Annotated in this window: 12 protein-coding genes, 1 tRNA gene and 1 pseudogene; 10 read left to right on the top strand and 4 right to left on the bottom strand. The window is 74.5% G+C overall.

Translation table 11 applies throughout. The annotated features are described in order from the left end of the window. From D8M29_RS04050 to D8M29_RS04020, 8 genes are all read left to right on the top strand, one after another. Positions 1-757, top strand: a 757-nt coding sequence (locus tag D8M29_RS04050) for a Dyp-type peroxidase (protein WP_127445804.1), incomplete at its 5' end; no start/stop codon positions are given. Positions 758-830: 73 nt separating this feature from the next. Beyond that, complete coding sequence (locus D8M29_RS04045; RefSeq protein ID WP_127445803.1) at positions 831-3,089, top strand: cytochrome c oxidase assembly protein; 2,259 nt, start codon at positions 831-833, stop codon at positions 3,087-3,089. Further along, entirely contained in the window at positions 3,079-3,933 is an 855-nt protein-coding gene (locus D8M29_RS04040; protein WP_174233298.1) for a hypothetical protein, read from the top strand. The genes D8M29_RS04045 and D8M29_RS04040 overlap by 11 nt, the downstream gene beginning before the upstream one ends. Before the next feature lie 94 nt (positions 3,934-4,027). Next, the gene (locus D8M29_RS04035) at positions 4,028-6,127 is read left to right on the top strand and encodes an NHL domain-containing thioredoxin family protein (RefSeq protein ID WP_119217973.1); all 2,100 of its coding nucleotides are present in this window, start codon (positions 4,028-4,030) and stop codon (positions 6,125-6,127) included. Positions 6,128-6,167: 40 nt separating this feature from the next. Further along, positions 6,168-6,647, top strand: a complete 480-nt coding sequence (locus tag D8M29_RS04030; RefSeq protein ID WP_078025518.1) for a flavodoxin domain-containing protein — start codon at positions 6,168-6,170, stop codon at positions 6,645-6,647. Between the two features lie 124 nt (positions 6,648-6,771). After that, complete coding sequence (locus D8M29_RS04025; RefSeq protein ID WP_127445802.1) at positions 6,772-7,365, top strand: hypothetical protein; 594 nt, start codon at positions 6,772-6,774, stop codon at positions 7,363-7,365. A gap of 44 nt (positions 7,366-7,409) precedes the next feature. After that, positions 7,410-7,559 (top strand): hypothetical protein, encoded by a 150-nt coding sequence (locus D8M29_RS14480; protein ID WP_153239439.1) that lies wholly within the window; start codon positions 7,410-7,412, stop codon positions 7,557-7,559. 21 nt (positions 7,560-7,580) lie between these two features. Continuing rightward, positions 7,581-8,369: a diaminopimelate dehydrogenase gene (locus tag D8M29_RS04020; RefSeq protein WP_127435528.1), complete on the top strand. Its 789-nt coding sequence runs from the start codon at positions 7,581-7,583 to the stop codon at positions 8,367-8,369. Between the two features lie 55 nt (positions 8,370-8,424). Here D8M29_RS04020 and D8M29_RS04015 read toward each other — a convergent pair whose 3' ends face one another. Next, complete coding sequence (locus tag D8M29_RS04015; RefSeq protein ID WP_127435529.1) at positions 8,425-9,405, bottom strand: AEC family transporter; 981 nt, start codon at positions 9,403-9,405, stop codon at positions 8,425-8,427. A gap of 260 nt (positions 9,406-9,665) precedes the next feature. Between D8M29_RS04015 and D8M29_RS04010 the strand changes: the two genes are divergently transcribed. After that, positions 9,666-10,112 carry a DUF2087 domain-containing protein gene (locus D8M29_RS04010; RefSeq protein ID WP_020626108.1) on the top strand — a complete coding sequence of 149 codons (447 nt, stop codon included), beginning with the start codon at positions 9,666-9,668 and terminating at the stop codon, positions 10,110-10,112. Between the two features lie 65 nt (positions 10,113-10,177). Here D8M29_RS04010 and D8M29_RS04005 read toward each other — a convergent pair. The 3 genes from D8M29_RS04005 to D8M29_RS03995 all read right to left on the bottom strand — a co-directional run bounded on the left by D8M29_RS04005 (position 10,178) and on the right by D8M29_RS03995 (position 12,085). Next, a tRNA-Gly gene (locus D8M29_RS04005) sits at positions 10,178-10,251 on the bottom strand. A gap of 99 nt (positions 10,252-10,350) precedes the next feature. Beyond that, complete coding sequence (locus D8M29_RS04000; RefSeq protein WP_127445801.1) at positions 10,351-11,598, bottom strand: cation:proton antiporter; 1,248 nt, start codon at positions 11,596-11,598, stop codon at positions 10,351-10,353. Positions 11,599-11,605: 7 nt separating this feature from the next. After that, positions 11,606-12,085: a cation:proton antiporter regulatory subunit gene (locus D8M29_RS03995; protein WP_101962221.1), complete on the bottom strand. Its 480-nt coding sequence runs from the start codon at positions 12,083-12,085 to the stop codon at positions 11,606-11,608. A gap of 179 nt (positions 12,086-12,264) precedes the next feature. Here D8M29_RS03995 and D8M29_RS03990 point away from each other — a divergent pair. Continuing rightward, positions 12,265-12,451: pseudogene (locus D8M29_RS03990) on the top strand (hypothetical protein); the annotation flags it as partial.

Genomic DNA, 12,451 nt, shown 5'->3' with positions numbered 1-12,451 from the left:
CCCCGCGTTCAGCGACGGCGACCTGCTGCTGCAGATCTGCGGCGACGACCGGATGTCCGTGGCCCACACCCGGCGCATGCTCCTCAAGGCGGCCCGGCCGTTCGCCACCGAGCGCTGGGTGCAGGAGGGCTTCCGCTCCGCCCGCGGCGCCCACCCCACCGGCACCACGATGCGCAACCTCTTCGGGCAGGTGGACGGCACCGGCAACCCGGCGGCGGACACCCCGCACCTCGACCGCGTGGTGTGGGGCGTGGGCGCCGAGCAGGTGGGTGTCACCCCGTGGATCCCGGACGGCACGTCCGTGGTGATCCGGCGCATCGAGATGCTCATGGACACGTGGGACGAGCTCGACCGCCCGGCCAAGGAGAAGGTCATCGGCCGTCGCCTCGGCACCGGCGCCCCCCTCACGGGGGAGCAGGAGCACGACGAGCCGGACTTCGACGCCGTCGGCCCCACGGGCTTCCCGGTCATCTCGGACATCGCGCACCTGCGGCGGGCCCGTGGGGAGGAGCCCGAGTACGGGATGCTGCGTCGCGGCTACAACTACGACGACCCGCGCGGGGCGCTGGAGGCGGGCTCCGGCCTGATCTTCGCCGCCTACCAGGCGGACGTGGACCGACAGTTCGTCCCCGTCCAGGCCCGGCTCGCGGAGTCGGACCACCTGAACCTGTGGACCGTGCCCGTCGGCTCGGCGGTCTTCGCGATCCCGCCCGGCTGCGCCGAGGGCGGGTTCGTGGGCGACGCCCTGTTCGCCTGACCCAGGGGCCCGACGGCGGCGGGGCCGCTCCCGTCGTCGCCGGGCGTCCGCATGCTTTGAGAGGATGGACCCCATGTCCGCCGCCACCGCCCCCGCCCGGGGCAGCCACCCCGCCGAGAACGACGACGCCGCCCGCCCCGGTCCGTCGGGGCCGGTCGGTGTGCCCCGGTGGATCTGGATGCTCGTGGCCGCCGCGGGAGCCGCCGGCCTCGCCGCCGCCGGCTGGCTGACCGGCGTCACCGCCGCGCGCCAGCTCTCCGACCCGGGGTGGATCACCCGCTGGGGCGTGCCCGTGGGGGAGCTCGTCTCCAACCTGGCGATGTCCCTGACCATCGCCGCGCTGATCTTCGCGGCCGGGGTCCTGCCGCCCCACGCGGCGGGGACGGAACGGTGGCACCGCTCCGCCCGGCAGCGGCGCGAGGACGCGGACGCCGCACCGCTGCCCGAGCACCCCGCGTTCACCCGCGTGATGCGGATCGCCGCCGTCAGCGCCGGCGTGTGGACGGTGGCCGCGCTGGCCGTCGGCGTGCTGTCCTACTCGGACCTCGCCGGCATCCCCGTCACGGCGGGGCAGGGCTTCACGGACGGCCTGGCGGCCTACGTGGTCGGCATCTCGGTGGGCCAGGCGTGGTTCTGGGTCACCGTGATCGCCGCCGTCGTGACCACGTTGGCGATCGCCGTCCGCTCCCACAACGGCCTGTTCTGGACCGGCATCCTGGCGATGCTCGCCCTCGTGCCCCTGGCCCTGATCGGGCACGCGGCGGGCGGTGACGACCACACCGGCGCCGTGAACTCGATCGGCCTGCACCTGCTCGGCGTCGTCGTGTGGGTGGGCGGACTGCTCGTGCTCGTCGCGATCTCGGACACCCTCGTGGGGCCCAACGGGGCGCAGGGGCGGGGCCGCAGCCTGCGCCGGCAGGGCCCGGCGCCCCTGCTGCACACGGTCCTGACCCGGTACTCCGTGCTCGCCGGGCTGGGCCTGGTCACGGTGGCGCTGTCCGGCGTGGTCAACGCGTCGATCCGCGTGGACGATCCGGCCCAGCTGCTGAGCCCCTACGGCATCCTCGTGTCGGCCAAGTTCCTGGCGGCCCTGGGCCTCGGCCTGATCGGCCTGCTGCACCGCCGGTGGGTGATCCCCCGCCTCGACGCCGGCCCGGACCGTCCCAGCCCCGCCCCCGCGCGTCGCCTGCTGTGGCAGCTCATCGCCGTGGAGGCCGTGGTCATGGGCGCCGTCATGGGTGTCTCCTCCGTGCTCTCCCGGACGGCCCCGCCCGTGCCGGAGGAGATCGCGCCGGACGCCTCCCCGGCCCGCATCCTCACCGGCTACGAGCTGCCGCCGGCCCTCGAGGGCGCCCGGTGGATCACGATGTGGCGGTTCGACTGGCTGTGGGTCGCGATCATCGCGTTCCTGACCCTCTGGTACCTGCGCTCCGTGTGGCAGCTGCGCCGCCGCGGCGACCGCTGGCCCGTGCTGCGCACCGTCGCGTGGCTCGCGGGCCTGGCCGTGCTGCTGTGGGCGACCTCCGGGTCCCCGGCCGTGTACGGCCGCGTCCTGTTCAGCGCGCACATGGTGGGCCACATGACGCTGACGATGCTCAGTCCCGTCTTCCTCGTCCTGGGCGCACCCATCACCCTGGCGCTGCGGGCCCTGCCGTCCCGCACGGATGGGACGCGCGGCCCCCGCGAGTGGATCCTGTGGATCGTGCACTCCCCGTGGGGGCGGTTCATCACGAACCCGATCGTGGCGGGGGTCAACTTCGCCGGCTCGATCCTGGTGTTCTACTACACGGACTTCTTCCGGTTCTCGCTGGAGACCCACGTGGGCCACGAGTTCATGAACGTCCACTTCCTGCTGACCGGGTTCCTGTTCGCCCTGGTCATGATCGGCTCGGATCCGCTGCCGCGCCGGCCCCCGTACGCCCTGCGGCTCGTGCTCCTGATGGCCACGATGGTCTTCCACGCCTTCATCGGCGTCGCCATGACCACCTCCACCGGTCTGCTGCAGGCGTCCTGGTTCGGCAACATGGGCCGCGACTGGGGCCCCACCGCCCTCGAGGATCAGCGCATCGGCGGCGCGGTGATGTGGGGCATCGGCGAGTTCCCCACCGTGATGATGGCGGTGATGGTGGCCGTGCTCTGGTATCGCAGCGACCGCAAGAACGCGGTCCGGCTGGACCGGCAGGCCGACCGCGACGGCGACGCGGAGCTGCGCCGCTGGAACGAGATGTATGCCCGCATGCACGGCACCCCGGCCACCGACGCCCCGAGCGGCGCCGAGCCCGCGGCCCGTGACTCCTCCACCGGCCCCGAGGAGGCCCGTGATGTCCGCTGACCGTGTCCGTCCCCTCCGCCGCCCGGCCGCGCCCCGGCGTGGCCGGCTGCGCCTCGTTGCCCCCGTCGCCGCCGGCCTGCTCGCCCTGACGGGCTGCGGGGCCGGGGACAACGATCCGGCCGCCGCGTCCGTGCCCGCGGACGGGGTCCACGACGACGCCGGCACCGCGGTGCACACGGCGTCGGCGGCCCCGGAGGGGCTCGGCCTGGGCGACCGTCAGGACGAGCGCATGGCGGAGGCCGCGGCCGAGCGTGCGGCCACGTTCGGCTTCGTCCGGCAGCGGGCCGCCACGGCGGAGGAGATCGACGCGGCCCGCGAGGACTCCCGGGACCGGCGTGCGGACGCGGACCGGACCACCGTGCAGCCGGCGCAGTGCAAGGCGCCGCTGACCGCCCTGGACTTCTCTCCGATCGCCCTCGACGGGGCCGAGGCCACGCGCGTGGACGTCGGCGCCGACACCTTCACGGGCACGGGCACCGTGGAGGTCGCCCGGCTCACGGGCCAGGGCCGCCAGGACGTCGAGCGGCACATCCAGACCGTCAACGCCCTGCGCGCCGACTGCCGCGAGATGACCATGACCGTGCAGGAGGGGGACGCGACCGTCGACTACCGCCTCGAGGTCTCCGACGCGCCGCTGTCCGACGGCACGCCGGCGCAGTCCGCCCTCGTGTGGGAGCGGACCGTGGCCTCGGAGTCCGAGCCCCAGCTCACGGCCCAGGTGCTCACCGCCGTCACCTCCGACGCCGTGGTGATGGTCTCCTTCGTGGGCCGGCCCGAGGCCGGGCGCAAGGAGTTCACCCTCATCGCGGAGGAGATGCTGGCCGCCGCCCTGGCCGCCGACTGAGCCGGACCCGCCCGGCGGCGTCGTCTTTCCCCCTGTGACGCCGCGGCGTCCGCTCACGGCTGACGCGTCCGGGACGTGCGCCATGATGGTGGGCATGACCGCACCGCAGACCCCGAACCCCGCCCCGTCCGCTGACGCCCCCGCCGCCGTGCCGCGCGCGGCCACCCGGGTGCGCGCGTCCGAGCTGGTGGGCCGCGGCTGGCTGAACACCGGCGGTGAGCAGGTGACCCTCGAGGACCTGCGCGGCAAGGTCGTCCTCCTCGACTTCTGGACGTTCTGCTGCATCAACTGCCTGCACGTCCTGGACGAGCTGCGCCCGCTCGAGGAGGAGTTCGCGGATGTGCTCGTCACGGTGGGCGTGCACTCGCCCAAGTTCGAGCACGAGGCGGACCCGGACGCGCTCGCGGCCGCCGTCGAGCGCTACGCCATCGAGCACCCCGTGCTGGACGACCCCGAGCTGACCACGTGGCAGGCGTACTCGGCGCGCGCCTGGCCCACCCTCGTGGTGGTGGACCCGGAGGGCTACATCGCCGCGCACCTGTCCGGCGAGGGGCACGTGGCCGGGCTCTACGGGCTCGTGCGCGAGCTCGTGGCCGAGCACGAGGCCAAGGGCACGCTGCACCGCGGCTCCGGCCCCTACGTCCCGCCCGCGCCCGTGGCCCGGGACCTGTCGTTCCCCGGCAAGGCCGTGTCCCTCGGCGGCCGCGGCTCCCGCCCGGGCTCGTTCCTCGTCTCGGACACCGGCCACCACCGCCTCCTGGAGGTCGCCGAGGACCTGACCACGGTGCTCCGCGCGTTCGGCGGCGGGGACCCCGCCACGGCGGACGCGGGCCAGGCCGAGCTCGCATTCCCCACGCCCGGGGAGAAGGGCCACGCGGACGGCGGGCCGGACGAGGCGCTGTTCAACGAGCCCCAGGGCCTGGCGCTGCTGCCCGAGGACGTCGCGGAGCGCGTCGGCTACGACGTGGTCGTGGCGGACTCCGTCAACCACCGGCTGCGGGGCCTGCGCCTGTCGGACGGGCACGTCAGCACCCTCGCCGGCAACGGCGTGCAGAAGCTCATCGACTCCGAGCGCGCCAAGGAGGCCGCCGCCGTCGACGACGAGGGGGACATCGCCGTCGACCTCGCGGACCTGCCCGGGGAGCCGACCGCGATCTCGCTGTCCTCCCCGTGGGACGTCGTGTGGCACCCCGCCCTGGGGCGTGTGGTGATCGCGATGGCCGGCACGCACCAGCTCTTCGACTTCGACCCCGTCACGGGCGCGCTCGCGGTGCACGCGGGCACGGCGCTCGAGGGCCTGCTGGACGGCGACGCCGGACGGGCCTGGTTCGCGCAGCCCTCGGGGCTGTCCGTGGGCGCGGACGGCGCGCTGTGGGTCGCGGACTCGGAGACCTCCGCGGTGCGCTGGGTGCGGACCGGGGAGGACGGGCGCCGCGAGGTCGGGACCGCCGTCGGGGCGGGCCTGTTCGACTTCGGCCACGTGGACGGGGAGGCGGACCGCGCGCGCCTGCAGCACCCGCTGGGCGTCACGGCCCTGCCGGACGGCTCCGTGCTGATCGCGGACACGTACAACGGCGCGATCCGCCGGTACGCCCCGGCCGGCGAGGACGCTGCGGGCCGGGCGGTCCCGGCCACGGTGACCACGGTGGCGCGGGGGCTGCTCGAGCCCTCGGACGTGCTCGTGGAGCACGACGCGGACGGGAACGACACCGCGATCGTGGTGGTCGAGTCCAACGCCCACCGGCTCACGCGGCTGGCGGTGCCGGAGGAGTTCCTCACCGTGGACGAGGGCGCGCGGCAGACGCAGCGTCCCCGCACCCCGGTGGTGGCCGGCGACCTGGACCTGACGATCGGCTTCGCCGCGCCCACGGGGCAGAAGCTGGACGACCGCTGGGGCGACCCCACGCAGCTGAAGATCTCCTCCTCCCCGGAGGAGCTGCTGCTCGAGGGCGCGGGCACGTCCACGGGGCTGCACCGGACGCTGCGGCTGAACCCCGAGGTCGAGGAGGGCGTCCTGCACATCACCGCCCGGGCCGCCGCATGCGACGGGGAGAAGGGGCAGCCGATCCCCGACCACGCCGCCTGCCACCTGTACCAGCAGGACTGGGGCATCCCGGTCACGGTGCACACCCCGGACCGGGCCCCGGAGGGCGCCGAGACCCGCCTGGACCTGGACCTGCGCGGGATACACTGAGCGCGTCGTCCGCCCCCGACCCCGAAGGCTGCGCCCCACCATGACCACGCTCATCGTCACCTCGTCCGCCCACGGATCCACGCGAGAGATCGCCGAGCGTGTCGCGGAGGTGCTGCGCACGTCGCAGGCCGTCCCGACCGTGGTGGAGGACGTCGAGGGCGCCGCCGCCTGGCTGGCCACGGCGGACGCGGTGATCGTCGCGGCTCCGGTCTACACGGGCTCGTTCGCCGCCGACGCCCGGGCGTTCCTTGACACCCGTCGGGCCGAGTTGACGGACCTGCCGCTCGTGATCCTGGCCTCGGGCGGCGCGCCCGAGCTGGCCCGGCCGGTGCGGGAGAAGCTCGAGTCCTACGGTCCGCGCGAGGTGGCGTACTTCCGCGGGGCGCTCTTCGAGGAGCGCCTGGGCCGGCTGGAGAAGCTCAAGCTCAAGCTCTCCCGCAACGAGCACTACGGCGACTTCCGCGACTGGGACGCCATCGAGGCCTGGGCCAAGACCCTCCCCGGCGCCGGCGTGCGCTGACCTCACCCGCCGCTGTCGTCGACGAGACGGTGGAGGCGGAGGAGCCTCCGCAGACGCTTTCGTTGACGAAACGGCGACGGAGGCTCTCGTGTCCGCAGCCGAGGCGAGCGGTTAACCTGGCCGCATGTCCCATGCCGCCCGTCGCCCCGCCGCGTCCTCCCGCCCCGCCCGGCCCCGCCCGACGACGGCGCCCCTCGCTCTGCCCGACCGGCCCGGCTGGGTGCGGCTCGCCGCGGGTGCGGTGGTCCCGGGCGTCGTCGCGGCGGTCGCGGCGCTCGCGGCCCTGCAGGTGTTCGTCCTCAACCCGTTGGCCGCCGCGCCCGGCGACCGCGGCCTCGGGAGGATCTACGCGGACCTGAGCGCGGCGGGCCAGCTCGGCGTCCCCTTCGTCCTTCCGGCCGTGATCCTGGCGGCCGGGTTCGGTGTGGCCGCGATCCTGTGGTTCCTCACGTGGCGTCGCGAGGAGGTCGACCCGCTGGCGGTCCTCGCCCTGGGCCTCGCCTCGCTCGTCGCCGCGTCCCCGGCCTACTTCATGGCCTCGTTCGGGCCGGGCATGGCGCTCGCGGACACCTACGGCATCGGCGGGGGCGACCACAGCCCGTGGGCCTGGCCGATCTACGTGGTCAGCATGCTGGCGTTGGCGGGGCTGGTCGCCGTCGTCGTGCTCCTGCTGCGCGGTCCGGCGGGCGGACTCGGCGCCCCGCGGCGCCGGGCCTAGGCTGGCGGGACCGACCTGACCACGACCCCACCAGGAGGACGCACATGACCATCCGCGCCGGCATCGTCGGATACGGGAACCTCGGCCGCAGTGTGGAGAAGCTCGTGAGGCTCCAGCCGGACATGGAGCTGGTGGGCATCTTCTCGCGCCGCACCGGCCTGGACACGGACACGCCCGTGCTCCCGGCGGAGTGAGCCGCCGAGCACGGCGGGGAGATCGACGTGCTGTTCCTCTGCCTCGGCAGCGCCACGGACATCCCCGAGCAGGCGGCCGGCTACGCGCGGCACTTCACCACCGTGGACACCTACGACAACCACCAGCTCATCCCGCGGCACCGCGCCGAGATGGACGCCGCGGCCCGGGAGGGCGGGCACGTGGCGATGATCTCCACCGGCTGGGACCCGGGCCTGTTCTCGGTGAACCGGGTGCTGGGCGCGGCGCTGTTCCCGCAGCCGCAGCAGAACACGTTCTGGGGCAAGGGCCTCTCGCAGGGCCATTCCGACGCCGTCCGGCGGGTCCCCGGCGTCCGGCGCGGCGTGCAGTACACGATCCCCAGCGAGGAGGCGATCGCCGAGGCCCGCGCCGGACGGGGCGCCGAGATCACCGGCGCCTCCGCGCACGTGCGTGAGTGCTACGTGGTGGCCGACGAGGCCGACCACGCGGCCATCACCGAGGCCATCACCACGATGCCCGACTACTTCGCCCCGTACGAGACCACCGTGCACTTCATCTCCGAGGAGGAGTTCGAGCGCGACCACCAGGGCATGCCGCACGGCGGCCACGTCGTCACCTCGGGCGACCTCGGCGGCTCGCGCAGCGCGGTCGAGTTCGTGCTGGAGCTGGAGTCCAACCCCGACTTCACCGCCGCCGCGCAGGTCGCCCACGGCCGTGCCGCCGCGCGTCTGAAAGCCCAGGGGGAGACGGGGGCCCGCACCGTGCTCGAGGTCGCCCCGCACCTGCTCTCGCCCACGGGGCTGGACGAGCTGATCCGCCGGGACGTCTGAGCCGCGGCGAGGCGCCCGGCGCGTGGCACCGGGCCGGGCGCCGCCGTCGTCGGCCTCAGGCCAGCAGCAGGGCGACGGCGATCATCGCCGGGATCGCGACGATCGTGGTGACCAGGATCGTGTCCTTCGAGACGCGCAGGCCCGTGTCGTAGCGCACGGCCGTGACGAACACGTTCTGCGCGGTCGGTAGGGAGGCCAGGACGACGGCGACGAACACGTGCCGCGCGTCCAGGCCGAACACGAACTGCGCGAGCAGCCAGGCCAGCAGCGGGTGCACCACCAGCTTCACCGCCGAGGCCAGCAGGACGTCCGCGCGTCGCCCGCCGGCCCGCTCGAGCGGACGCGAGCCGACCAGCGACATGCCGAACGCCAGGAGCATCGCCGGGATGGACAGCCCGCCGATGAGCTCCACGGACTCTATGAGGGGGCCCGGCAACGACCAGCCGGTGAGAGAGAAGACCAGGCCGGCCACCGAGCCCAGGATCAGGGGGTTGGTGACCGTTTGGCGGACCTGGTCGGCCACGGCACGCCCGGGGGAGCGGCGCACCGCACGACGCCGTCCCGCCGTCGTGCGTCGCCGGGCCTCGCGCGCGGTGACGGCGTCCATCGCGGCCACGTAGAGCGGCGTGTAGATCGCCAGCTGGAAGATGAGCGCCGGGGCGGCCAGGGCGGCGTCGCCGAGGACGTAGGCCGCGATGGGGATGCCGAGGTTCGCCGAGTTCACGAGCGAGGCGCTGAGCGCGGACATGATCCGCTCCGAGGCCGGCCGGCCCTTCAACAGCGGGATCGTCACCGCGAGGTACAGCGCGGCCGCCGCGAACGCGGACAGCGAGGCCACCCACAGCTGGGGGCCCAGCACCGCGCCCACGTCCGCGCGGGAGAGCGTGACGAACAGCAGCGCCGGGTTGCCGATGAAGAACGCCGCGCGGGAGAGCACGGTGCGGCCGTGCTCTCCGAGCACCCCCGTGCGCCCCACCAGGACGCCCACGAGGATGATCACCCACACGACCGCGAAGCCGGAGAGCACCTGGGTCACGGACGGGCCTCCACGGGTCGGGGTGGGGCGGTCCGCGGAGGGGTCAGGGGCATGGCGCGATCCTACGCCGCGGGCGTGGGCTAGCCTGGATCACGACGGCGGCGCCCACCGCCGAGCGCGCCACGCGGCCCGGCCCCGCGCGGCAGGGCCCGGCGGCCCGGCGCGAAGGGGAGCGGATCCTCGGGCCCACCCGCACGCGACGGACGTCGTCCCCGACCCGCGGCGCGGCATGGCCGGGAGCGCGCCGGCGAGGATGCACCATGACCCGTCAGTCCGACCTCAAGACCCTGATCCGCGCCCGCATGGCCGTCACCGGTGAGCGGTACACCGCCGCGGCGGCGGCCCTCGCCGACGAGTGGCAGTCCGCCGAGCGCTACCACGCGACCGTGCTCACCCGCTTCTTCGACGGGGACCGGCTGCGCTCCATCCCTGCGCGTCGCAAGCCGCGGGTGGCCGTCCTTCTCGAGCTGCTGCGTCGCTTCAGAGCGGGCCGCGCCTACGCGGAGGCCGAGGTCAACGACCTGCTGCGCCCCGCCCACGAGGACGTGGCCACGCTGCGTCGCGAACTCGTGGACTACGGGTTCCTCGACCGCGCCGACGGCGTCTACCGACTGGCGGACGCCGGGCCCGACCTCGACCCGCGCTTCGCCGCAGACCTGCCGGTCGACCTGGAACGCCGGCTGCGCGAGATCCGTGCGGGCCGTTGAGCGCGACGGTGTGGACCGACGCGGCCCCGGGTCCCTCGCGTGAGGGGCCCGGGGCCGTCGTGGTGTGGAGCGGGCGACGGGAATCGAACCCGCGTATCTTGCTTGGGAAGCAAGCGCTCTACCATTGAGCTACGCCCGCGCAACCGCTCGGTTTCCGCCTGCGGCGCGGGCACCACGATACACCAGCCCGGCCGGTGCACCGGCCCCGCGTCGTCATCGAGCCCCGCGGACCCGTACGTCAGTGCACCGGGTCCGCCGCGCCGGCCTCGCGCGACCGCACCCGCCGCGTCGCCGCCCGGGCGCGCGAGCGACCGAACGCGTCCGCGTACCGCATGAGCACCGGCCCGGCGACCGCCAGGGCGAGCACATAGGCCGTCGCGAACGCGGTCATCTCCGGTGGCACGCCACCCGCCGACGCGGCGAGCCCGGCGATCACGATGGAGAACTCCCCGCGGATCGTCAGGGCCGCCCCCGCGCGCCAGCGGCCGGCCACGCCGATCCCCGCCCCGCGCGCGGCGAGGTAGCCCGTGGCCACCTTCGTGGCGGCCGTGACGAGGGTCAGGGCCAGCGCGGCCAGCAGCACGGGCGGCAGGGTGCGCGGATCCACGCTCATGCCGAACAGCACGAAGAACAGGGCGGCGAAGAGGTCGCGCAGCGGCTCGAGCACGGCGCGGGCCTGTTTGGCGGCCGCTCCGGAGATCGCGATGCCCAGCAGGAACGCGCCCACACCCGCCGAGACCTGCAGCGCCCCGGCCACGCCTGCGACGACGAGCGCCAGCCCCAGCACCGTGAGCAGGAAGGTCTCCTGCTCGTCCGAGTGCAGCAGCCGCGAGATCTGGGGACTGTACCGCACCGCCACCCCCAGCACGAGGGCGACGACGACGAGCGCGACGCCCGCCGCCTTCAGACCGGAGACAAAGGCGGTGCCCGCCGCGAGCGCCGTCATCACGGGCAGGTAGACCGCCATGGCCAGGTCCTCGAACACGAGCACGGACAGCAGCACGGGGGTCTCGCGGTTGCCGACGCGGCCGAGGTCGCTGAGGACCTTCGCGATGATGCCGGAGGAGGAGATGTAGGTGATGCCGCCCAGCACGAGGGCACCCACCGGCCCCCAGCCGAGCAGCAGCCCGGCCACCGCTCCGGGGGTGAAGTTCAGGACGATGTCCAGCACACCGGCCCGCCAGGAGCCGCGCAGCCCGCCGACGAGCTCACGGGCCGAGTACTCCACGCCGAGCATGAGCAGCAGGAGCACGACGCCGATCTCACCGGCCAGTCGGCTGAACTCCTCGATGGGCTCCATAGGGTTGTGCGCGACACCGGCCGCGTCGACGTGGGTGAACAGCAGCCCGCCGACGCCGACCATGAGTCCGCCCAGCAGGTACAGCGGGACGGGGGACATGCCGATCTTTCCGGCGAACCGGCCGAGGGCGCCGAGCAGCAGGAGCACGGCCCCGAGCTCGATCAGGGCGATCAGCGTGGTGTCCACGGGGGCCTCAGGCGGCCAGCAGCCGCTCGGCCTTCCGGAGGCCCTCGCTGGTGCCGACCACCACGAGCAGGTCGCCGCCCTCGAGGAGCATGGTCGGGGCGGGGGAGGCGTGGGTGACGCCGGAGCGGACGACGGCGACGATCGAGACGCCGGTGCGCGTGCGCATGCGGGTCGCCCCGAGCACCTCGCCCGCGTACGGGGAGTCGGACGGCAGGATCAGCTGACGGGTGGTGATGCCGGGCAGGTCCGCGTGCTCCTCCTGGAGCTGGGAGACCAGTCGCGGCCCGGACAGGAGCGCGCCCAGGGCGGACGCCTCCTCGAGGGTCAGGGGGAGCGAGGTCGCGCAGGCGTCCGGGTCCTCGGCATCGGAGAGGATCAGCTCGGTCTGGCCGTCGCGGTGGGTGACCACGCCGATGCGGCGGCCGTCGGCGAGGGCCAGCTCGCGGCGCACGCCGATGCCCGGCAGGGAGGTCTCGTGGAGGCTCATGTCGTACATCGTAGGTTGTGGCCGCGCCGTCGACGTCCCGGCCGCCGTTTCCCGAACGAAAGTGCGCCAGGGGCCGCCGTTTCCCGAACGAAAGTGCGCCGGGGGCCGCTGGTAGAGTCCGAACCGCGCCCGGCCGCGGCCGGACGCGTCCGGCAGCCCCTGTCCCGGAAGGACGTCCCATGCGCGACACCACGGCCGACGCGGCCCAGGTCCCCGCCCGCCCCGACGACGCGGCGGTGTACCGCTACCTCGCGTTCGGGGAGGCGGACCGCCCCTTCCTCGTCGGCGGTCCCCGGCCCGCACCGCTGGCCCCCGCCGCGACGCCGTCCCCGGTCGCCGACCTCGAGTCGGTCCGCGCCGCGATCA

Origin of the sequence: Micrococcus sp. HSID17227 (genome assembly GCF_003989405.1) — a bacterium.
GTDB classification, from domain to species: Bacteria; Actinomycetota; Actinomycetes; order Actinomycetales; family Micrococcaceae; genus Micrococcus; species Micrococcus luteus.
Note: the sequence above shows the minus strand (reverse complement) of the source record. Positions and strands in the feature narration are given on the sequence as shown.

What these genes read in the sequence shown, in the direction of transcription:
- D8M29_RS04045 (WP_127445803.1), top strand. Translation starts at nt 831, where the DNA reads ATGTCCGCCGCCACCGCCCCCGCCCGGGGCAGCCACCCCGCCGAGAAC.
- D8M29_RS04040 (WP_174233298.1), top strand. Translation starts at nt 3,079, where the DNA reads ATGTCCGCTGACCGTGTCCGTCCCCTCCGCCGCCCGGCCGCGCCCCGG.
- D8M29_RS04035 (WP_119217973.1), top strand. Translation starts at nt 4,028, where the DNA reads ATGACCGCACCGCAGACCCCGAACCCCGCCCCGTCCGCTGACGCCCCC.
- D8M29_RS04030 (WP_078025518.1), top strand. Translation starts at nt 6,168, where the DNA reads ATGACCACGCTCATCGTCACCTCGTCCGCCCACGGATCCACGCGAGAG.
- D8M29_RS04025 (WP_127445802.1), top strand. Translation starts at nt 6,772, where the DNA reads ATGTCCCATGCCGCCCGTCGCCCCGCCGCGTCCTCCCGCCCCGCCCGG.
- D8M29_RS14480 (WP_153239439.1), top strand. Translation starts at nt 7,410, where the DNA reads ATGACCATCCGCGCCGGCATCGTCGGATACGGGAACCTCGGCCGCAGT.
- D8M29_RS04010 (WP_020626108.1), top strand. Translation starts at nt 9,666, where the DNA reads ATGACCCGTCAGTCCGACCTCAAGACCCTGATCCGCGCCCGCATGGCC.
- D8M29_RS03995 (WP_101962221.1), bottom strand. Translation starts at nt 12,085, where the DNA reads ATGAGCCTCCACGAGACCTCCCTGCCGGGCATCGGCGTGCGCCGCGAG.